Source organism: Pantoea dispersa (genome assembly GCF_035783935.1).
GTDB lineage: Bacteria > Pseudomonadota > Gammaproteobacteria > Enterobacterales > Enterobacteriaceae > Pantoea > Pantoea dispersa_C.
In genome coordinates, this window is record NZ_JALKOV010000007.1 from 255,948 (window position 1) to 273,298 (window position 17,351).

The following is a 17,351-nucleotide window of genomic DNA, read 5'->3' on the forward strand; positions in this document are numbered from 1 at the left end:
TCCCGCGTGCGTGTCGGGACGGAAAAAATAAGAGGGGAAGTATACGTGAAATGTTAAGGTGCGTCAGCAATCGGTTGTGGCTACCGGATGACGCTGGCCCGCGCGCCGGTTAACGGCGGCGCGGGTGGCGACGGGGATTTTTAACGCTTTTGTCTTCACGTACCTTCCAGTGGCGGGAAATTGCAAATCCCATCAAGGCTATCAGGACCGCGACAACAATGAGCATAGACATAGGGCCATTCCTTGTAGTTGTGAAACCCAAATTTATAAGAAAGGGTCAGCCACTGCAATTGATTGGCGATCAAATAAGAGTTATCTCATTGTATTAACTATTGTTAATTCTAACAGTAAGTTAAGCTACTTTTATAAAGTAACTTGTGGACCTGATTACGCGATTAATCCGAAAGAGAGGGGCGATTTATGCGGTTTTTACGCGTTTCTGACGTGAAATCGGATGAATCCGAGCGTTTTGTCAAGCGAAACCTGCGGCAGCACTGTTTTTTTATTGATTAAAAGATCTGAACTGAGTTTGAGGTATTGAACGTATGAATCTGGATTTTCCTTCAGAACTGAGCGACTTAAAACAGGACCTGTCTCGATTTGAACAGGCTTTGCAAAAATTTGCGGCACGCCTTGGACTCGATCTGGCGCAGCACGAAGCGGACCATGTGGCGGTACGCTGCCATCAGTTCGCCACGGCGGAGCGCTGGAAAGCCGGGTTGTTGCAGATCGGTCATCAGTTTTCCGAAGCGATGATCAACGGACGGCCCATTTGCCTGTTCAGGCTGCATCAGCCGCTGCATATCGCAGGCTGGCAAATCGCGGTGATTGAGCTGCCGTGGCCCGGTGAAAAGCTGTATCGGCATGAAGGCTGGGAGCACGTTGAGATCGTATTGCGCGGTGAGCCGGAAACGCTGGGCGTGCGCGCAATGGCGTTGCTGGCGGACGAGGCGCTGACGCAGCCAGGTATCGCCTTCAAGACCAGCGCGCCGCAGGGCGAAAAAGAACGGCTGCCTAATCCGACGCTGGCGGTGACGGACGGGCAAACCACCATCAAGTTTCACCCGTGGCGGCTGGAGGAGATTGTCGCCAGCGAACACGCCTAACGACGTGCCGCGACGGCCTGTTGCAGGCGTAAAACCGCCTGCTGCAGCGTGGCGCGCGTGCAGCCAAAGTTGAAGCGCACGAAGCGATCGTCGCCGAAATCACGACCGGGTGAAAAACCGAGGCCGTGTTTTTCGAAATACAGCGCCGGGCTGGCTACGTCCAGCTGACTGGCGTCAATCCAGCCGAGATAGCTTGCTTCCGGCGCGGCCATGCTGAGTTCCGGTAGCGCGTTGACCTGCTGCACCAGCCAGTCACGGTTAGCGCGCAGATAATCCAGCTGCGCCTCCAGCCACGCATCACCGCCGCGCCACGCGGCTTCTGCCGCCACCAGTGCCAGAATATCCACGCCCGGCACGATGCCTTCGCGCACCTGCTTAAAGCGTTTCCGCAGCTCCGGATTAGAGATAATCGCCATCGACGCGCCAAGCCCGGCAATGTTGAAGGTTTTGGACGGTGAGATCAGGGTAATGCTGCGCTGGGCGGCATCGTCGCTGAGCGAGGCAAACGGAATGTGCTGTACGCCAGGCTGCAGCAGCAGGTCACAATGGATTTCATCGGAGCACACCAGCAGGTCGTGGCGCTGGGCAAAGGCCAGCTGCGCCTCCAGCTCGGCGCGGCGATACACGGTGCCGCCCGGATTCTGCGGATTGCACAGCATCAGCAGCCGCTCGTTGCCCTGCATCTGGCTGTCATCCAGCTGCATAACCCAGCGATCCTGCTGCAACTGCAATGGCAGATTCACCTGAGCGCGCTGCGCCAGCCGCGCCGCCGCGCGAAACGGCGGATAGATCGGCGTCGGGGCCACCGTGCCCTGTGACGGCTCAGTAAATGCCCGGACCGACAAATTCAGTCCGCTGACCACGCCGGGCAGCAACACGATCCACTCCGCTTCAATCTGCCAGCCATAGCGCTGCGCTAATCGTGAAATGGTGATATCAATCAAGCCGTGTGGCGTGGCACCGTAACCGAAAACACCGTGGTCGGCACGCTGTTTAATGGCCTCAATAATGCACGCTGGTGAGCGAAAATCGGTATCGGCGACCCACAGTGGCAGCACATCGCGATCACCATATTTGTGCCATTTCAAACTATCGCTGTGACGACGGTCTATCCCTTGATCAAAATCGAATGCCATAGTGCGCTTTCCACGTAAACTGTCTGAATGAGCAGACTAACTGATGCACTCCTCCCGAGCCAGCAGTCATGAAAAGGAGCAAGGTATGACGAAACTGGAAATTTGTTGCTATGGCATTGATTGCGCAATGACTGCGCAGCTGTCCGGTGCCGATCGCGTGGAACTGTGCAGCGCCCCACGTGAAGGCGGGCTAACGCCTTCCGCTGGCATGCTGGAAGCGGCAAAGCATGAACTGACCATTCCGGTACACCCGATTGTCCGGCCGCGCGGCGGCGATTTTTGCTACACCGCGCGCGAATTTGAGGTGATGAAGTCCGACGTGGCGCGTATCCGTGAGCTGGGCTTTCCGGGGCTGGTGATTGGTATGCTGGACGAAGATGCGCACGTCGATGCGGTGCGTATGCAGCAGATTATGGCGCTGTGTGACGGCATGGCGGTGACCTTCCACCGCGCTTTCGATTTGTGTCACAGCCCGAAACGTTCGCTGGAAGTGCTGGCTGATTTAGGTATCGCACGTATTCTGACCTCCGGCCAGCAGCAGAGTGCCGAAACAGGAATTGCATTATTGCGGGAACTAAATGAACACAGCACGGGTCCAATCATTATGGCCGGCGCAGGCGTACGCCTGAGCAATCTGCAAAAGTTTCTGGATAGCGGATTGCAGGAAGTGCACAGCTCCGCCAGCCGCGCCGTCGCGTCGCCGATGCGTTATCGCAAAGCCGGTGTCTCGATGTGTTCTGAAGCGGAAACCGATGAATTCAGCCGCTCCTGCGTTGATGGCGATGTGGTGGAAGCCATGAAAAGCATGATGCAGATCAGCGTTGACCGGGTCGCCTGACCCGAACCTTTTTTGCCGCGCAGCACGCCGAAAACCTGACGTGATGTTTGCAAGTACCAAACCCCAGTTCCTTGCTGGGGTTCTTTTTTTCTAAATCATGAACTTACATGATAAAGGGGTCCTCAGGGGAACCTGGGTCGTGTTAAAATAACCGGACAATATACGATAATCAACAGGAATAGACGTGCCCCTTCACTCTTATGAATGGCCTAATTTGGTCGATGACGAGTTTGCAAATCAGATTTTTTTTGAGGTCAGCGAATCCATTTCGGCTGATGGTATTTGTAGCCAGGACAGCTACGTTATGTTTGGCCAGGCGGATGATGAAGCGGTGGGTGCCAGGGTTACAGTGTTGACTGATGAGGGCACCGTAATTGGTTATGCGCTATACAACGCTGCGGAATTTAAAGAGATCTACGTTCTGGAGCAGCATCGCGGAAATGGATATGCCGATGTCATTCTGAAAGAGGCAAAGAAATGGTATCGCTCGAAGGAAATAGAAGATGTCGATGTCAACATAGCTATGAGTGAACAGGCCCGAAGATTTTGGAATGATCGGGCTATTCATGGTTTTTGTGGCGAGGCTAAGTTGCTGTTAGATTGAAGTTAGCTGCCAGTTACTTGGTGAAGAGCCTTGCTATGTTCTCTCTGGCGGTCAATAAATTCTGCCAAGTCTGAAATGTGCACCATACGTGGTGCCTTTTGACTTTCAGCAGTCCTGAAAGTAGGGATTGGCAGCTTGTTCTCGGCTGCCTTTCGCTCTGCGGTTGCTGCCTTCAACCCGAAATACTTCTCACATACTTGGCTGAGTGGTACAGTCGCGGTTTCATACTCAGCCATCAATAAAAACATAGTATTCATTTGCCTACCTCCGGCGCTGCTTCAATCATATGTTTCCAGATAATGCGGCGTGACTCGCGCATCGGGCATTTATCATCATCCCAGGCGTGGTGCTGGCAGCCTGATTTGTTCAACATCATTTCCTCTGTCGGCTCGATTGGAACCAGCATCCAGCCTGCAGGGATGTCGATACCAACACCACCAACCACTGACAGTCCCCTACTTACACCCCGCCGAATGGTTACCAGCCCTTTGCGCTTCAATGCATCAACGTGAACCTGCGCAGCGTTTGGCGATCGCCATCCCATGCCTTCGGCAATCTCCTGCATAGTGGGTGCCATCCCGTTTGCACGAATGTAGCCCTTGATGAAATCGAGCGTTTGCTGCTGCTTGCCTGTTAATGAACTCATCACACCGCTCCTATCGCTTTCTGGACCACTTTGTAACCGCGTTTGCGTGGCTTCTTCTTTGCCTCAATCCTCACCGGCGCAACCTGTGGCGCTGGTGGCCGGGGAGGGCAGTGGCCGTTACGCATATAGCGCTTCTGGTTCATCTGCCAGACGATTCGCTGTGAGTGATCGCACCCGTCATCGATTTTGACGCTGGCCTTCACCAGCGTGTCGTTGAGGTCTGTCATTTCATGCTGCGTCATCGGTTACCACCTTTGTTGCAGCCCGGTATGCACGCAGCCCACGCTTAACCGGTCCGCTGATAACTGTTTTTCTGATGAATACACCTGACGTTCTGGCGATCACATCTGCAGAGAGAAGGGCAGCGTCAACTACCCGGTTGTGCCGGCGGAACTCCAGCAAGCTACTGGTGATAGTGAGCGTGGCTGTGGCACCGTGATCCACAAATTCAATCTTCATTCCCATGCTTCCTGTTGAAATATGCCTCTGACTTCTCCCAGCCGCCCAAATCTTCAACCATTTCGCCCAGACGGTTGAAGCACGCATTGATCCATCTAATGCCGCGAGGCTTAAGTTGGGGAACGGTCCCCCAGTCGATGAATTGCGATTTATCCCGTCGCATGTACGCATCCAAATCCAGGCAGCGTTGAAACCATTCCCAGCGGCGTTCAAGGCTCCATCCTTTCTCTTCAAGATGGCTGTCGAGAAACCCCTGAACGGCGTGCTGGCTAAGATGGATATCGCCGTGCTGGTGGCGATAGACCGGGCGACGATGCATGCTTACTAGGTGGAACAGATAAGCGTCTGAAATTATCTCAAGCGCCCGCTGGTGACCCTGCTCAACAGTCTGGATAAGCCCGCTATGTTTAGTCGGAGTCATTATTTTTCCTCCGGCGAGTACATGGCTTTATCGTGGGAAAACTCACCATTCCATGACTTCTTCATTGGCAATTCACCTTTCATGTACAGCTGGAAAAGTCGGTGACAACCTTTCTCCAGCAGAACAGGAGAGAAGCGTGTAAATGTGTCCATTCCATGCGGTGTGACCTGAGTCTGGTCTTCGGTCAGGTATTTGTCACGGGCATAGCTGGCCACGCGCCAGCGCGGGTCCTTCCCCGGATCGCGCTGCTCGTTGTAAAGCCAGTCGCGGTCCGATGCCCACCACATCATTTTGCTGACGTTGACGCCGTTCAGGCCTTTGCAGAAGGCCGGGATCGTCATGCCTTTTGTGAAATGCTTCTCCAGGCTCTCAACCGTGGCGCTGAGCGTTTGGTTTTCCAGCGCTACTGCCTCGGCGCGTTCTTCTGCCTCAATGACCATCAGCGCCAGCTCTTTACGGCTAATGGCCTGCTGATTGGCAGGAGCAGCAATGGCAGTACGGCGTGTGAAGTAGAACTCAACCAGCTCGTCGTGATAGCCCCACGCATGATCTGTTTCGAGCATCTTCGCGTGATTGGCCGCGCCGCGTTCGGTCCACAAGATAAGTTGGCTTGCATATTTACTAACCAACCCTCTTAAAGAGGGGAGGCTTTTCAGCGCCTGCAAGTCTGCTCCCTCTACCTTGAAGAAATGCTTACCTTCTACGAAACGTGATTCATTGCGAGAGAAGTTATTGTTAATCATCTTCACTGTCGCACCGTATCCGGCAGCCATCTGCTCACTGGTTACCACGCGCATACCGCGATACTCGATCACCTGCAGCTTACTTGCCTCTACCGGAGCAATTGCTTTTTGTGCTGACATGATTTCTCCTTAATGAATCTGAGGTTTAGAGGCGAAATGTTTTTTAACGTTAAGCTGAGCAGCTACATCGATTAACAGGTCGTCCAGGAAGTCGGAAAACCACGAATATCCCCGGCGATCCGTTGCTGCATCGTTGCGCGCATAAAACAGGTAAACAGCGAGATACTTCTGGTCTGGCTCTTCGGCAAGAATTGCGCTCTCAACCCGGGTGATTAGGATGTTTTCGATCAGCTCCCTGGTCAGGCCCAGCACTGTTGTGCCGGTTTTGAATACGTTCTCACCATCACGTAAACCCCAGCGATTTTCGCACTCAATCAGGTAGCTCAGCGCCACGGTAGAGCGCATCGACTGACAGACTGCTTCAGCCCATTCCTGCTGCTCTTTTACGGTCAGGGCGCTTTTGCCATACCGGTTTTTGTCGAGCATCCACGCTGGTGGATTAAATGTGCCACCTGAGCGCGCTTTAAGGTCTTCAAGACGAGAAACCATCCGGGCAACGAGTGCCTTTTCGATATCGTTCATTTTGCATCCTTTGCGGCGTTGTACCGCTCGTGAGTCATTAACTGCCAGTCTTTGCCGCCGTTCTGCGAAAGCAGCCGCCAGCGTGGGTTAACCTTCAGGCTGAGGTAGCCGGTTTTGTGCATGCGGCACGGGAATATGCGGCGCTTGCGGTACTGCGCCAGTTTCCGGCTCGCCTGGCTGATCACCCACTCGGGGGCGCGAAATGCTGTCATAGTCATTTGCCGCGCCTCTCTGCTTCTGCTAACTCGACCAGGTTGGAGAGAAGTTCGCCCATGAAGCTCGCACCTATATCAGTTAACGTTCCCGCTTTAATCCGCACGCAGTCGCTATAGGTGGCTGCTATTTCACGGTCGCCAGCTGGCCCCGGTGTCATTTTGTAAACGGCACGCTCAAATAATTTAATGAGAGCCTTAGTCAGTATTTCGGAATCAACCCGCACAGTTGTCATGGTGCCGTCAGGCAATTTAAGTGCGGCAACCATTGCGCCTCTTTTTGATACCAGCTCAGCAAGGTAACAATTAACTAATCGGGTGCGGTTACGCTCAACGATGCTTTGCATTGCCGGCCTCCTTTTCATCCTGTTCCTTTTCCTCTTCTATTAAGAAGGCGCTGACTTTTGAAGCCATGTCGTAAGCAATAGCTATTACGTTGTCGTTTGCTGGCAATCCTGTTCCGGTGCCTCGCTCAAATAAAAGCTCCAGAAGCGAGGTTAATTTGGCAGCCATTTCTGACGCCTCGCAAATAATTAAACCTGAATTGTTCATTGCTTTACCCCATACGCGGCGCGGAGGAAAATGTTTGCCAGAACGTCATGGCCTGACTTGTGCAGCATCACAGCGCTGCGATAATTTTTAGGATTGATAATTTTTATAATTTGCCATGCTTAATGTTTTCAAAGGTGACATCAGTCATGGTCGTTAGCTCGGTGATCAGGCCGCTAAAACGACCAGCCAACTTTGGATCAACCCTTGCTAGATGGCGGTGAAGTAGGTTGTGGTACTCATTACTGAGCTGGCTGGCATACTGCGCTGCCGCTCTTGCGGTATCTAAACCACGTCCCATGTAAATGGAATCACGTTCGACCTTCCCACACTCAACATCTTTAACTACAGTCGATGGTGCACTGATTAATTCACTCATAATTCACCTCTGGGCCCGCATGGATGTGTTTATTCCCAGCGCGGGCGCTGTAATTTATATTTGTTTTATTTAATTTAAGAGATAAGCTAGCTCAGGGTTAGTTGTGATTTCCAGCATAGCTTCTTCATTAATTTCTGAGTTGTTTTCCCAAGCGCAAACCAGATAGGCGATATTTTCCTTACGCTTGTACATCGCGTAAATTTCACTATCTATCAAATAGCACTGAACCTGAATGTTGAAATCTGATTCCGCGCGAAAAAGATTGGGAAATAAATCTTTGTTATCAACAATTGGAAATTCAAAAACTTCTCCATTGCTAAGTCTGACTGAAGCTGAATCACATTTTATTAATTCGTTCGATGGTTGGCTCATCTCATTGGCTCCATTGTTTGCCGATGAGTTGATAATAGAGAATGCTATCAATTCATGCAATAGCATATTCTATATTTTAATAAAAAACACCATAAACCATTGATATTGATTATTATTTATTTTCACTTTATTAAATGGCGGGCAAAAAAAAGCCACCTTTGCAGGTGGCTCCTATAGCTTTTTGAATAGACTAAGTATCACAAAATCTCGGATGTCCAGAACACCCTACCGATGACCTCAACTTCGCTCATCTTCCTGATTTCATCTGGATAATCTGCTTTGTTGTAGCTGCGTATACTGACTGTGTCAGGGCCGACCTGATAGAGCATTTTGATTCTTTTCCATCCGTTCTCGTTGATGGCGTAGATTTTTCCATCAGAAATTTTCTTATCGTCGATGTTAACTGCAACCGTTGCGCCATCGAATATACGTGGCTCCATGCTATCCCCTCTGGCTGGGAAGCATAAAACGCCGGTACCGTCAGTGCGGGCCCCTATGCGTCTTAGAACAGATTTAGAGAATCTTATTTTGTATCCGTTATAGTCATCTTCTGACACGCTGCCGTCCCCGCAGGCGAATTCGATATCCTTCAGAAAAGGTACTTCAACCTCATCATCTTCCAGTGCAGTGCTATTATCCCAGGCTGTTACGGGCTGCCATTCCGGTAACGGGGGCGTTTCTGAGCGCGGGTCATGATAGTCCTTTAAATCTATGCGCATCTGGCCCTTGCCACTGGCTAGCCACTCAGGGCTTACGTTGAGAGCCATGGCTATATCGATGACCTTAGTTGAACCATTACCTTTCCCATTGGCTAAGCGCCAAATGGTAGGTTGCGCAAGGCCTGATGCCTTAGCTAAGGCACCCTGACTGAGCCCAGCCTCTTTCATGGCTAGGTTTAAACGATCTGCAAATGTAGTTTCAGTTTTCATACTCACAATATATAGCCTCCGCTATTACCATTCAACAGCAAGATGATAAGGGAGTCTATTGCTGCTATCAATAGCATATGCTATTGTTTGGTTATCAATTTTGAATGGGGTGACCAATGAACGCAAAATCAGCAATTGAAAAGGCTATTGATATCGCTGGCGGTGTCAATGCTCTCGCCAAGGCCGTAGGAGTAAAACAGCCTTCGGTATCTCGCTGGAAAAAAGTAGGAGTGGTAGGCGTAGATTATGTCCTTGATGTATCTGACCTTACAGGAATTCCTGCTTATGAACTTCGTCCTGATAAGCCTAAGCTTTTTCCTCGCCCTGCAGGTAATGACCGTGCTGCCCAGTAACCACATTCAGCAGCTGGATCGCGCCTATCTTGATCCGCGCGGTGTGCCTGTTCAGGTTACAGGGTACGACCGCGAGCAACAGCAGGTTATTTTCCGGCGTCAGAACTATGAGCATGAATGCATGCGCCCGGTCTGGCAGTTCCAACAGTTTTCACGAGGGTTTCAGCATGAGCCTGAAATTGATGACAAAGGCTTTCGACATTCGCGTGGGTAATCATCTGCGTAAGCTTGTATTGATTAAGCTGGCAGACAATGCGAGTGATCAGGGCGAATGCTGGCCTTCCTACGGCTACATTGCCAATCAGTGCGAGTGTAGCAAAAGCGCTGTTCGTGAGCATATTGCTGCGCTGATTGAGCTTGGGCTGGTTTCGAAAGAGAACCGTCTTGGCGGTAATGCAGGTAAGGGGAACAAATCTAACGTATATCGCCTGAATCTTGATAACCCTGTGCCGCCAGAAAGCACACCCCCTATGCCATATGGTGACACCCCTATGCCGTCTCACGGCACACCTGTGCCGCCAGAAAGCACACCCCCTATGCCGCCACGCGGCACCAGAATCTGTCATTTTTTTGAACCAGTCAAAGAACCTGTCATTGAACCTAATTCTATTGGCACATCGGCTAAAGCCGCTGAGCCGTCTCGCACTGGTAAGCAGGATTATTCACCAGAATTTGAAATTGCCTGGCAGGCATATCCAAAGCGTTCTGGTGGCAATCCTAAGCCTTCAGCCTGGAAAGCATGGTCGGCCCGTATCCGTGAGGGCGTTAATCCCGCTGACATGCTGGCAGGCGTACAGCGCTATGCAGGCTACATCACCGCCACCGGGAAAGCCGGGTCTGAGTACGTGAAGCAGGCCGCTACGTTCTTCGGTCCGGATCACCACTTTGCAGAAAGCTGGACGGCACCACCCAGCCAGCAGCGCATCACGCCAGTACAGAGCAGACACAGCGGTTTCTCAGAACGCGATTACGGCACCACGCAAACACCTTCATGGTCTAAGGGGGCACAATGAGCCATATCAATAACGGACGCAGCAGCCAGATTATGGCGCTCAGAACCAGCATCACCACGCTGCAGGAAGAACTCGATTTCGCGAACGGTACCGTGCCGGCGCTGGACCGCTGCTTTGACAGGCGCGAGACCCTGACCGCCACCTGTGACAAACACGGCGAATACCAGCAACTGCGTATCTGGACCGAATACGGTGGCCGCGTGGCTGAGAAGTTTTCCCGGTGCCCGCACTGTGTCACCGAAGAACTGGAAGCGGTGAAATCACAACTGCGCTCGCTGCAGGTGGCAAACCTGATCGACAAGGCCAATATCCCGGAACGGTTCGCAGGCTGCAGCTTTGCAAACTATGAGCCGGTGAACAAATCCGCACAGCAAAATCTCGGCATCCTGCGTGAGTACGCCAGCGCATGGCCGAAAATGTTTGATGCCGGCACCAGCCTGGTTCTGTGCGGTAAGCCCGGCACCGGTAAAAATCACCTGGCGGTAGCGCTGGCGAAAAGCATTATCGAGCAACATCAGGCATCCGTGCTGCTGACATCTGTGATGCGCATCATTCGTGCCGTTCGCCGCACCTGGGAAAAGGGTAGCGAACACAGCGAGGAAGATGTGATCGCGCTGTACACAGGCATGGACCTGTTGATTATCGACGAAGTGGGCATTCAATACGGCTCAGAGTCGGAAATGATCATCCTGTTCGACATCATGAACACCCGATATGAGCGAATGCTGCCTACGGTGCTTATCAGCAATCTGACGCCAGCAGAAATCTCGCAGGTTATCAGCGACCGCCTGACTGACCGCATGGTGGAAGGTGGTGGCGCAACGCTGGTATTTGACTGGGCCAGCTATCGCAGCACCAAAGGAGCGCCGGCAGTATGAGCAACACCCTGTGGCGAGATGAAAGCATTGAAGGCGCTGTAATTGGCGCTATGTTCCTGCGCGGTCTTGACAGTGAGGTGATGGATGTCATTACCACGCTGCCTGAGTCAGCATTCAATTTTCACCAGTACCGGGATATCTACCGCGCCATTACGATTCAGGCGCGAGGTAAAGGTGTCCTTGACCCCATTCTGATTGGCGAGCAGTTGCCAGAGCACCAGGCGATTATCGATCAGACCGGCCGCCTCGCGTGGGCCAAGTCGTCTCTGAAGTCGTATTCGCAGCAGCTGATCCGTAATGCCGCATTACGTGATGCTTTTCATGCCCTCTCTGACGCTCTCAGCAGCCTTTCGGAGGCACCTAACAGCGAGGCGGGCATTCGTGTGCTTGAGGAAGTGAAAGCTGCTGTAAGCTCCATACAGACGGAGTCTGATGCTATCCGTCCGGTGGCGCTTGATGAACTGCTGCCTGTCATCATTAACCGCATCAACGATCGCATGGAGTCTGAGAGCGCCGGTCGAACCGTGATGACGGGTATCGAAGAACTGGATGAAGTCACGGGCGGCTTTGATCAGACAGACCTCATTTTGCTGGCGGCACGGCCTTCAATGGGCAAAACCGAGCTGATTCTCGACATCATGGAAAACCTTACCGCCGGCGGTGCCGGCGTGCTGTTCTTCAGCATGGAAATGAGCGACATCCAGATCGCAGAGCGCCATGTTGCCGCCGCTGGTGGTCTGTCCGCTTCCCGTCTCAAATCGCCGGAAAAGCTCGAAGATGAAGACTGGGCGCGCATCGGTAACGGCATTTCCCGAATGACCGGGCGTAAAATCTGGGTGGTGGACTCCAACAACCTAACGGTTGACCAGATTCAGAGCATCGCTACGCGCCACGTTCAGCAGTATCCGGAGACGGCGCTGGTGGCCATTGACTACCTGCGCCTGATTAAACTGCAGAGCGCCAGCCGTCACGATCTTGCCGTTGGCGAAGTGTCGAAAGGGCTGAAGTCACTGGCTAAAAACAACCGCCGGCCTGTCGTCGCTCTCAGCCAGCTGTCACGCAGCGTTGAAAGCCGCATCAACAAGCGCCCGGTTAACGCTGATCTGAAAGACTCCGGTGAAATCGAAGCTGATGCCGACATCATCATGATGCTTTATCGCGACGAGGTTTATAACCCCGAGTCGCCAGCGGTGGGCATCGCAGAAATCAACATCACTAAAAACCGAAATGGGCCATTGGGTACCGTCTATCGCCGGTTCTGGAATGGTCATTTCCACCATATCGACCAGGTGGAAGCAAGAAAGCGGAGCATTGAACAACCAGAATCGAAAGCCAGTAACAAACGTTATTCAAAGGGGAGAGCGGCATAATGCGTGATATTCAACTGGTACTGGAACGCTGGGGAGTTTGGGCGGCGGCGGAAGGGAATCAGTTCAGCTGGTCACCTACCAGTCCAATGTTCAAAAGCCTCATTCCTCATGAGTCATCATCACGTCCATCATGCTGCGATAATGATGGGATGATAATTGACACTGCTGTAGGTATGCTGCTCAAGGCAGGAAGAAAGGATGAGCTGGATCTCATCATGGTCCATTACCGCTACAACGTATCCAAGTCCACAATAGCCCGCTGGTTGAAATGCTCCGAAGGCAAAGTCAGACAGCAACTGATGATAGCTGAAACATTTATCGACGCCTGTATCATCATGACTGGTGCGCGACTGGAAATGGATGACTGGACACGCAAAAATAATTTCAAGAAATCTGCATAATCTGCTTTTCGTTACGAATTTTAGGCGCTATTGTGCTAAGAGTCGTAACAACGCAACGCCGCTTATATCTTCTAAGACCTCGCCAGATGGCGGGGTTTTTTCGTTTTTGCATCCTTCGTACAGCGGCCAAGTATCTCTGGCTTCCAACCAGATGACACCGGTTCGAATCCGGTAGGATGCTCCATTTCAGGAGGCTTCATGCAGCATGTTGCGATATGCGCATCGGGACCTTCGTTGGCCGTTTCCGACTGCGATCTAATCAGTGCCGCAGGGATTCCACTGATTGCAGTGAATTCAAGCTGGCGTGCTGCTATGAAGTGCCGGTTTATCTACGCAGGTGATCTCAGCTGGTGGGACAAGAGCATTTCGAGCATCAGCGTTGACGCAGAGAAATGGAGCTGCAACACACAGGCAGCGCGGCGTCATGGCCTGAATCTTTTCGAAACTGATACCTCTGGCACATTCAATTCCGGGCAGCGGGCGATTCTCTTTGCGGCCAGTCTGGGTGTCAAAAATATCATTCTGATTGGCTATGACTGTTCGATTGCTAACGGCCTCCACTGGCATGGGCCACATGTGGCCATGGACAACCCAACAACTGACTGCGTGGAAAGATGGAAAGGAGAGTTCCGGCGCACTGCTGACGATCTTGCTGGAAAGGTGCATATCGTGAACTGCAGCCGGCGGACTAGCCTCAACTGCTTCCGCAAGGCGCCGTTGGAAGAAACTCTGTTGGAGTTGAGCAAAAATTGAAACCGATATTTATCGATGGGATGCAAGGCCTGGGTGATTCCATTTATCAGCGTGCCTTTGTAAAGCGCTTGCCTGCCGGAAGTTACATCCAGACCGCGTGGCCGGAAATTTACGAAGACCTGCAGATTAAACCTGTCCGTAGCAATACGGCACTCAGGACGCAGCGAAAAAACGAATCCAGTACCACTGCGCAGTATTACGATCTCCCTGCGCAGTTCGTGCGCCAGCGCATCGGGTATGGTCCGGCTGAATTAGAGCGCGGCTCCATCATTGATGCGATGCGCAAAAATTTTGGTATTGAGCCTGGAAGCTTCGATCTTCCAACGCTTCAGCCAGCGCATCGGTATAGCAATAAGCCAGTCGCAGTCATTCGCCCGGCTACAGTTCGCAGTGAATGGCGCAGTGATTCACGAAACCCTGATCCAGATTATCATATGCAGGCTTCGCGCATTCTGCGCCGGCACTTTTTCGTCATCAGCGTTGCTGACCTGGAGCCCGGAAAAGAGTGGCTGGTGGGTCAGGCGCCAGAGGCTGATTTACAGCTTCATTTTGGAGAGCTCGATTTACGGGGCCTGATGTCACTCGTTGAGAACGCTGCAGTGGTGGTGACGCCGGTTGGATGGGCTCTACCTGCATCCATCAGCTATCAGACGCCGGTTTATGTCGTTGCTGGTGGGCGAGGGGCGCATAACGCGCCAGAAATCGTCACCGATCCTGACATGAATTTAAGCCGCGTTGGCTGGGCGATACCCGATAACTATTGCAGGTGCCATCAGTGGGATCACCAGTGCCACAAGCGCATCTCTGGCTTCAGCAACCAATTCGAGAAATGGCTGAATGAAACAGTTTTATGAAAAAGTAGATAGCGAGCTGGTTTTCTTCCCTGAGCTGGGCATCGGACGTTACCCGGTGCCGAAAGAGCGCCCTTATAACGAAGACTACTTCCAGCGCTATTTAAAAATGGCTGACACTGAAGTTGGTCGCCAGCTTACGATAGCCCGTATGGAACTGGTTAGCCGGCATTACAGCGGACCAGTTCTTGATGTTGGCATCGGTGCGGGGCAGTTTGTCTCAATGCGACCGCTAACCTACGGCTATGACGTCAATCCGGCAGGAGTGGAGTGGCTGCGCGCAAAGGGGCTGTTTGTCGATCTCTATCAAACAACATTTCCGGCACTGACCATGTGGGATGTGCTGGAGCATATCGACGACCCTGAAGAAGCCGTTTCCCGCGCCGGAGATTATGTCTTTGTCTCGATCCCAATATTCAGGGATAGCGCGGACATCACCGCATCACATCATTTCCGGAAAGATGAGCACATCTGGTACTTCACTGATGATGGCCTCAGACGCTGGTTTAAGCAGCAGGGTTTTGAATGCGTGGAACACAACCGGAAAGAGTGTGAACTGGGCAGGAAGGGAATCGGCACTTACGCCTTTAAACGAATCACATAAAGAACCCGCGAATTTCGCGGGTTTTCTGCATCTGGGGGCAGCAAGTCACGAACTTTTCTCATCACACAGAAAAGTTTACACGGGCTCGCTTATTCCCGGATGTGGATAATTCCGAATTCAGCCGAGCCCCTATAGGGGGTGAATAGTGAAAATTATGCCTGACAAAATTGCTTCCGCAGTGAGCTACTGCGTGTCTGGAACACTTGTTTGCGGAGGCAGTGTGTCGCAATGGATACATGACCTTGACTGGAACAAGATTGCAGTAATCAGCGGTATCGTAATCGGTATCGCTACATTCTTCACAAACGTCTACTTCCAGCGCCGGCAGACCAGAGCTATTGAGAAGGCGGCTGGTGAAGGCAGGACTGTTGTTCGCGGAGAATAGCCATGGCGTTATCACCGCAGACAAAGAGCCGTCTCAGTAAAGCCGTAATTGCTCTCATCCTATCAGGTGCCGGGGCATCGACAATTCTCGATCAGTTCCTGGATGAAAAGGAAGGTAACAGACTTCAGGCTTATCAGGATGGATCGGGAATATGGACCATCTGTCGCGGCGTAACGTCGGTGAATGGTGTTCGCGTTGTGCCTGGCATGAAAATGACCGCTGAGCAGTGCGACAGGGTTAATCGGATAGAGCAGGAAAAGGCCATTGCGTGGGTTAAAAGCAATGTCCGTGTCCCGCTTACGCAGCCGCAGATTGCCGGTATCGCTTCCTTTTGCCCTTACAATATTGGGCCTGGCAAATGCTTCCCATCTACGTTTTATCGAAAGCTTAACGCCGGTGACCGCATAGACGCGTGTGCTGAGATAAAGCGATGGATATTCGACGGTGGCAGAGATTGCCGCATCCGTTCGAATGACTGCTTTGGGCAGGTTGAGCGACGCGATCAGGAATCAGAGCTGACCTGCTGGGGATTGGATGAATGATATTAAGCCGCATCAAATGGGATGCAGTTGCCATCGCCGTTCTTCTGCTGGTGGTCATAGCGCTCTGCGTCACGGTAAAGCTGCAGTCATCTTCGAAGGCGCTTTTGCTGCAGAAAAATGCCCAGCTTACGCAGGAAGGCGCCACACAAAGTGCAGTAATCGCCACCCAGTCATTCCAGTTCAATAGGTTTAACACTATTGCCTCAGCAGCACAGCAAAGCGCAACACGCAGCCAGGCCGATTCAGAGGAGAGGGAAATTGAATATCGACAAATCCTTGTCACTGAAAAAACCTGTGATCTGCCTGTTCCTGCTGCTGTCGCTGGCCGGCTGCTCGACTACGCGAACCGTTTACGTGCCAGCGCAATGCGTAAAGATACCAGAGACGTTAACCAGCCCAGTGATACCACCACTGCCGCCGGCGCGCTGACTTACTGTCAGGCGGTTCTCTGGATCGACCCGTTGCTGACCACTATAGAGAGCGCAAACGGCAAGTTAGCCGCAATCAGGCAAATCGAACTGGAACGGCAAAAATGACCAAATTCCTGACATGACTGAAGAGCCTGTTTATCCATCCCAGAGAAGAGAGCAACCAAATGTCTGAGCCATTAACTGACGCCAGCACCGGCACAGGAACCACCGTACAGCAGACGGAAACCGCACTGCCGGTCACCCTCCAGCAGCCACCGGCAGCACCGGCTGAACCTGCCGCTGAGCAGGCGCCGCAATCAGCAGTAGCCAAAGCAGTTGAAAATGTGCTGGCAGGCAATATGGTGCGCGACTTCGATGCAGCGTTTGATTTCGTTCGCGACGGTATGGAAAAGCTGGGCGAAACCGCCAAAGCAGACCTGATTACTCTGGCTAAAAAGTATCTGTAAGCAATGCAGGGCGTATTTTCGAGTGCGCCCGATATTGCATACCGAGGATTCAAGATGAAAATCAACAACCGTGTGGTGAAGCATTTTTTTGTGACTGCTACTTTCCCCAGCGGCCGAACCGTTTCAGGTAAGTGCAACGCCTTATTTGGTGGAGTCTCCGGAGTAAGATTGCCGACAATTTGCCTGTATCAGGAAGAGGACGATCTAAACGTCACCCACGTAACGGTTGCACAAACAGAATCCATTCATGTGATTCCTGTTTATGAAACAAACCACCGATAGAGCAAA

At 52.2% G+C, this 17,351-nt stretch carries 32 protein-coding genes and 1 tRNA gene; 18 read left to right on the forward strand and 15 right to left on the reverse strand.

Going from position 1 to position 17,351, the window contains the following annotated elements; all coding sequences use genetic code 11:
• Positions 1-109: 109 nt before the first annotated feature.
• Positions 110-232, reverse strand: coding sequence for a hypothetical protein (locus tag MXF20_RS15360; RefSeq protein WP_007889544.1), 123 nt, complete (start codon positions 230-232; stop codon positions 110-112).
• Positions 233-545: 313 nt separating this feature from the next.
• Here MXF20_RS15360 and MXF20_RS15365 point away from each other — a divergent pair, with 313 nt between their 5' ends.
• Entirely contained in the window at positions 546-1,106 is a 561-nt protein-coding gene (locus tag MXF20_RS15365; RefSeq protein WP_325970126.1) for a VOC family protein, read from the forward strand.
• Here the strand turns inward: MXF20_RS15365 and MXF20_RS15370 are convergent.
• A complete protein-coding gene (locus MXF20_RS15370) occupies positions 1,103-2,242 on the reverse strand; it encodes a PatB family C-S lyase (protein ID WP_325970127.1) in 1,140 nt (379 codons plus the stop codon). The two genes, MXF20_RS15365 and MXF20_RS15370, sit on opposite strands and share 4 nt — an antisense overlap.
• An 85-nt stretch (positions 2,243-2,327) precedes the next feature.
• Between MXF20_RS15370 and cutC the strand changes: the two genes are divergently transcribed.
• Together cutC and MXF20_RS15380 are read left to right on the forward strand one after the other, a co-directional pair.
• A complete protein-coding gene (cutC, locus tag MXF20_RS15375; RefSeq protein WP_325970128.1) occupies positions 2,328-3,080 on the forward strand; it encodes a copper homeostasis protein CutC in 753 nt (250 codons plus the stop codon).
• A gap of 184 nt (positions 3,081-3,264) precedes the next feature.
• Positions 3,265-3,684 (forward strand): GNAT family N-acetyltransferase, encoded by a 420-nt coding sequence (locus MXF20_RS15380; protein ID WP_325970129.1) that lies wholly within the window; start codon positions 3,265-3,267, stop codon positions 3,682-3,684.
• A gap of 2 nt (positions 3,685-3,686) precedes the next feature.
• Here MXF20_RS15380 and MXF20_RS15385 read toward each other — a convergent pair whose 3' ends face one another.
• From MXF20_RS15385 to MXF20_RS15445, 13 genes are all read right to left on the reverse strand, one after another.
• The gene (locus MXF20_RS15385) at positions 3,687-3,941 is read right to left on the reverse strand and encodes a pyocin activator PrtN family protein (protein WP_325970130.1); all 255 of its coding nucleotides are present in this window, start codon (positions 3,939-3,941) and stop codon (positions 3,687-3,689) included.
• Positions 3,938-4,330: a LexA family transcriptional regulator gene (locus MXF20_RS15390; protein WP_325970131.1), complete on the reverse strand. Its 393-nt coding sequence runs from the start codon at positions 4,328-4,330 to the stop codon at positions 3,938-3,940. The genes MXF20_RS15385 and MXF20_RS15390 overlap by 4 nt, the downstream gene beginning before the upstream one ends.
• Positions 4,330-4,572: a hypothetical protein gene (locus MXF20_RS15395; protein WP_325970132.1), complete on the reverse strand. Its 243-nt coding sequence runs from the start codon at positions 4,570-4,572 to the stop codon at positions 4,330-4,332. Before MXF20_RS15395 ends, MXF20_RS15390 begins: the two co-directional genes overlap by 1 nt.
• Positions 4,559-4,789, reverse strand: a complete 231-nt coding sequence (locus MXF20_RS15400) for a hypothetical protein (RefSeq protein WP_325970133.1) — start codon at positions 4,787-4,789, stop codon at positions 4,559-4,561. The genes MXF20_RS15395 and MXF20_RS15400 overlap by 14 nt, the downstream gene beginning before the upstream one ends.
• Positions 4,779-5,210 carry a hypothetical protein gene (locus MXF20_RS15405; RefSeq protein ID WP_325970134.1) on the reverse strand — a complete coding sequence of 144 codons (432 nt, stop codon included), beginning with the start codon at positions 5,208-5,210 and terminating at the stop codon, positions 4,779-4,781. Before MXF20_RS15405 ends, MXF20_RS15400 begins: the two co-directional genes overlap by 11 nt.
• On the reverse strand, positions 5,210-6,073 hold the full coding sequence (locus MXF20_RS15410; protein WP_325970135.1) for an ORF6N domain-containing protein: 864 nt from the start codon (positions 6,071-6,073) through the stop codon (positions 5,210-5,212). Before MXF20_RS15410 ends, MXF20_RS15405 begins: the two co-directional genes overlap by 1 nt.
• Before the next feature lie 9 nt (positions 6,074-6,082).
• On the reverse strand, positions 6,083-6,595 hold the full coding sequence (locus tag MXF20_RS15415; protein WP_325970136.1) for a hypothetical protein: 513 nt from the start codon (positions 6,593-6,595) through the stop codon (positions 6,083-6,085).
• Entirely contained in the window at positions 6,592-6,813 is a 222-nt protein-coding gene (locus MXF20_RS15420) for a hypothetical protein (RefSeq protein ID WP_325970137.1), read from the reverse strand. The genes MXF20_RS15415 and MXF20_RS15420 overlap by 4 nt, the downstream gene beginning before the upstream one ends.
• Complete coding sequence (locus tag MXF20_RS15425) at positions 6,810-7,154, reverse strand: hypothetical protein (protein WP_325970138.1); 345 nt, start codon at positions 7,152-7,154, stop codon at positions 6,810-6,812. Before MXF20_RS15425 ends, MXF20_RS15420 begins: the two co-directional genes overlap by 4 nt.
• Complete coding sequence (locus tag MXF20_RS15430) at positions 7,138-7,320, reverse strand: hypothetical protein (RefSeq protein WP_325970139.1); 183 nt, start codon at positions 7,318-7,320, stop codon at positions 7,138-7,140. Before MXF20_RS15430 ends, MXF20_RS15425 begins: the two co-directional genes overlap by 17 nt.
• A gap of 142 nt (positions 7,321-7,462) precedes the next feature.
• Entirely contained in the window at positions 7,463-7,735 is a 273-nt protein-coding gene (locus tag MXF20_RS15435) for a hypothetical protein (RefSeq protein WP_325970140.1), read from the reverse strand.
• A gap of 69 nt (positions 7,736-7,804) precedes the next feature.
• Positions 7,805-8,107, reverse strand: a complete 303-nt coding sequence (locus tag MXF20_RS15440) for a hypothetical protein (protein ID WP_325970141.1) — start codon at positions 8,105-8,107, stop codon at positions 7,805-7,807.
• Between the two features lie 197 nt (positions 8,108-8,304).
• Positions 8,305-9,036: a helix-turn-helix transcriptional regulator gene (locus MXF20_RS15445; protein WP_325970142.1), complete on the reverse strand. Its 732-nt coding sequence runs from the start codon at positions 9,034-9,036 to the stop codon at positions 8,305-8,307.
• Positions 9,037-9,152: 116 nt separating this feature from the next.
• On the opposite strand from MXF20_RS15445, the gene MXF20_RS15450 reads away from it, so the two are divergent.
• From MXF20_RS15450 to MXF20_RS15520, 15 genes are all read left to right on the forward strand, one after another.
• Positions 9,153-9,389, forward strand: a complete 237-nt coding sequence (locus MXF20_RS15450; RefSeq protein WP_325970143.1) for a transcriptional regulator — start codon at positions 9,153-9,155, stop codon at positions 9,387-9,389.
• Entirely contained in the window at positions 9,322-9,603 is a 282-nt protein-coding gene (locus tag MXF20_RS15455) for a DUF4222 domain-containing protein (protein ID WP_325970144.1), read from the forward strand. Before MXF20_RS15450 ends, MXF20_RS15455 begins: the two co-directional genes overlap by 68 nt.
• On the forward strand, positions 9,557-10,402 hold the full coding sequence (locus MXF20_RS15460; protein ID WP_325970145.1) for a helix-turn-helix domain-containing protein: 846 nt from the start codon (positions 9,557-9,559) through the stop codon (positions 10,400-10,402). The genes MXF20_RS15455 and MXF20_RS15460 overlap by 47 nt, the downstream gene beginning before the upstream one ends.
• Positions 10,399-11,280: an ATP-binding protein gene (locus tag MXF20_RS15465; protein ID WP_325970146.1), complete on the forward strand. Its 882-nt coding sequence runs from the start codon at positions 10,399-10,401 to the stop codon at positions 11,278-11,280. Before MXF20_RS15460 ends, MXF20_RS15465 begins: the two co-directional genes overlap by 4 nt.
• The gene (locus MXF20_RS15470; protein WP_325970147.1) at positions 11,277-12,650 is read left to right on the forward strand and encodes a replicative DNA helicase; all 1,374 of its coding nucleotides are present in this window, start codon (positions 11,277-11,279) and stop codon (positions 12,648-12,650) included. The genes MXF20_RS15465 and MXF20_RS15470 overlap by 4 nt, the downstream gene beginning before the upstream one ends.
• The gene (locus tag MXF20_RS15475) at positions 12,650-13,051 is read left to right on the forward strand and encodes an antiterminator Q family protein (RefSeq protein WP_325970148.1); all 402 of its coding nucleotides are present in this window, start codon (positions 12,650-12,652) and stop codon (positions 13,049-13,051) included. The genes MXF20_RS15470 and MXF20_RS15475 overlap by 1 nt, the downstream gene beginning before the upstream one ends.
• 108 nt (positions 13,052-13,159) lie before the next feature.
• Positions 13,160-13,235 (forward strand) — tRNA-Gly (locus MXF20_RS15480).
• Positions 13,236-13,249: 14 nt separating this feature from the next.
• On the forward strand, positions 13,250-13,804 hold the full coding sequence (locus MXF20_RS15485) for a hypothetical protein (RefSeq protein ID WP_325970149.1): 555 nt from the start codon (positions 13,250-13,252) through the stop codon (positions 13,802-13,804).
• Complete coding sequence (locus MXF20_RS15490) at positions 13,801-14,658, forward strand: hypothetical protein (RefSeq protein WP_325970150.1); 858 nt, start codon at positions 13,801-13,803, stop codon at positions 14,656-14,658. Before MXF20_RS15485 ends, MXF20_RS15490 begins: the two co-directional genes overlap by 4 nt.
• Positions 14,642-15,259: a class I SAM-dependent methyltransferase gene (locus MXF20_RS15495; RefSeq protein ID WP_325970151.1), complete on the forward strand. Its 618-nt coding sequence runs from the start codon at positions 14,642-14,644 to the stop codon at positions 15,257-15,259. Before MXF20_RS15490 ends, MXF20_RS15495 begins: the two co-directional genes overlap by 17 nt.
• A 154-nt stretch (positions 15,260-15,413) precedes the next feature.
• On the forward strand, positions 15,414-15,644 hold the full coding sequence (locus MXF20_RS15500) for a phage holin (RefSeq protein ID WP_325970179.1): 231 nt from the start codon (positions 15,414-15,416) through the stop codon (positions 15,642-15,644).
• Positions 15,645-15,646: 2 nt separating this feature from the next.
• Positions 15,647-16,186 carry a lysozyme gene (locus tag MXF20_RS15505; RefSeq protein ID WP_325970152.1) on the forward strand — a complete coding sequence of 180 codons (540 nt, stop codon included), beginning with the start codon at positions 15,647-15,649 and terminating at the stop codon, positions 16,184-16,186.
• Positions 16,183-16,722, forward strand: coding sequence for a hypothetical protein (locus tag MXF20_RS15510; RefSeq protein WP_325970154.1), 540 nt, complete (start codon positions 16,183-16,185; stop codon positions 16,720-16,722). Before MXF20_RS15505 ends, MXF20_RS15510 begins: the two co-directional genes overlap by 4 nt.
• 59 nt (positions 16,723-16,781) lie before the next feature.
• The gene (locus tag MXF20_RS15515; protein WP_325970155.1) at positions 16,782-17,063 is read left to right on the forward strand and encodes a hypothetical protein; all 282 of its coding nucleotides are present in this window, start codon (positions 16,782-16,784) and stop codon (positions 17,061-17,063) included.
• Between the two features lie 54 nt (positions 17,064-17,117).
• Entirely contained in the window at positions 17,118-17,345 is a 228-nt protein-coding gene (locus tag MXF20_RS15520; protein WP_325970156.1) for a hypothetical protein, read from the forward strand.
• Positions 17,346-17,351: the final 6 nt, after the last annotated feature.

Coding starts and splice junctions, on each gene's coding strand:
- MXF20_RS15360 (WP_007889544.1), bottom strand. CDS start 232: ATGTCTATGCTCATTGTTGTCGCGGTCCTGATAGCCTTGATGGGATTT.
- MXF20_RS15365 (WP_325970126.1), top strand. CDS start 546: ATGAATCTGGATTTTCCTTCAGAACTGAGCGACTTAAAACAGGACCTG.
- MXF20_RS15370 (WP_325970127.1), bottom strand. CDS start 2,242: ATGGCATTCGATTTTGATCAAGGGATAGACCGTCGTCACAGCGATAGT.
- cutC (WP_325970128.1), top strand. CDS start 2,328: ATGACGAAACTGGAAATTTGTTGCTATGGCATTGATTGCGCAATGACT.
- MXF20_RS15385 (WP_325970130.1), bottom strand. CDS start 3,941: ATGAATACTATGTTTTTATTGATGGCTGAGTATGAAACCGCGACTGTA.
- MXF20_RS15390 (WP_325970131.1), bottom strand. CDS start 4,330: ATGAGTTCATTAACAGGCAAGCAGCAGCAAACGCTCGATTTCATCAAG.
- MXF20_RS15395 (WP_325970132.1), bottom strand. CDS start 4,572: ATGACGCAGCATGAAATGACAGACCTCAACGACACGCTGGTGAAGGCC.
- MXF20_RS15400 (WP_325970133.1), bottom strand. CDS start 4,789: ATGAAGATTGAATTTGTGGATCACGGTGCCACAGCCACGCTCACTATC.
- MXF20_RS15405 (WP_325970134.1), bottom strand. CDS start 5,210: ATGACTCCGACTAAACATAGCGGGCTTATCCAGACTGTTGAGCAGGGT.
- MXF20_RS15410 (WP_325970135.1), bottom strand. CDS start 6,073: ATGTCAGCACAAAAAGCAATTGCTCCGGTAGAGGCAAGTAAGCTGCAG.
- MXF20_RS15415 (WP_325970136.1), bottom strand. CDS start 6,595: ATGAACGATATCGAAAAGGCACTCGTTGCCCGGATGGTTTCTCGTCTT.
- MXF20_RS15420 (WP_325970137.1), bottom strand. CDS start 6,813: ATGACTATGACAGCATTTCGCGCCCCCGAGTGGGTGATCAGCCAGGCG.
- MXF20_RS15425 (WP_325970138.1), bottom strand. CDS start 7,154: ATGCAAAGCATCGTTGAGCGTAACCGCACCCGATTAGTTAATTGTTAC.
- MXF20_RS15430 (WP_325970139.1), bottom strand. CDS start 7,320: ATGGCTGCCAAATTAACCTCGCTTCTGGAGCTTTTATTTGAGCGAGGC.
- MXF20_RS15435 (WP_325970140.1), bottom strand. CDS start 7,735: ATGAGTGAATTAATCAGTGCACCATCGACTGTAGTTAAAGATGTTGAG.
- MXF20_RS15440 (WP_325970141.1), bottom strand. CDS start 8,107: ATGAGCCAACCATCGAACGAATTAATAAAATGTGATTCAGCTTCAGTC.
- MXF20_RS15445 (WP_325970142.1), bottom strand. CDS start 9,036: ATGAAAACTGAAACTACATTTGCAGATCGTTTAAACCTAGCCATGAAA.
- MXF20_RS15450 (WP_325970143.1), top strand. CDS start 9,153: ATGAACGCAAAATCAGCAATTGAAAAGGCTATTGATATCGCTGGCGGT.
- MXF20_RS15455 (WP_325970144.1), top strand. CDS start 9,322: ATGAACTTCGTCCTGATAAGCCTAAGCTTTTTCCTCGCCCTGCAGGTA.
- MXF20_RS15460 (WP_325970145.1), top strand. CDS start 9,557: ATGAGCCTGAAATTGATGACAAAGGCTTTCGACATTCGCGTGGGTAAT.
- MXF20_RS15465 (WP_325970146.1), top strand. CDS start 10,399: ATGAGCCATATCAATAACGGACGCAGCAGCCAGATTATGGCGCTCAGA.
- MXF20_RS15470 (WP_325970147.1), top strand. CDS start 11,277: ATGAGCAACACCCTGTGGCGAGATGAAAGCATTGAAGGCGCTGTAATT.
- MXF20_RS15475 (WP_325970148.1), top strand. CDS start 12,650: ATGCGTGATATTCAACTGGTACTGGAACGCTGGGGAGTTTGGGCGGCG.
- MXF20_RS15485 (WP_325970149.1), top strand. CDS start 13,250: ATGCAGCATGTTGCGATATGCGCATCGGGACCTTCGTTGGCCGTTTCC.
- MXF20_RS15495 (WP_325970151.1), top strand. CDS start 14,642: ATGAAACAGTTTTATGAAAAAGTAGATAGCGAGCTGGTTTTCTTCCCT.
- MXF20_RS15500 (WP_325970179.1), top strand. CDS start 15,414: ATGCCTGACAAAATTGCTTCCGCAGTGAGCTACTGCGTGTCTGGAACA.
- MXF20_RS15505 (WP_325970152.1), top strand. CDS start 15,647: ATGGCGTTATCACCGCAGACAAAGAGCCGTCTCAGTAAAGCCGTAATT.
- MXF20_RS15510 (WP_325970154.1), top strand. CDS start 16,183: ATGATATTAAGCCGCATCAAATGGGATGCAGTTGCCATCGCCGTTCTT.
- MXF20_RS15515 (WP_325970155.1), top strand. CDS start 16,782: ATGTCTGAGCCATTAACTGACGCCAGCACCGGCACAGGAACCACCGTA.
- MXF20_RS15520 (WP_325970156.1), top strand. CDS start 17,118: ATGAAAATCAACAACCGTGTGGTGAAGCATTTTTTTGTGACTGCTACT.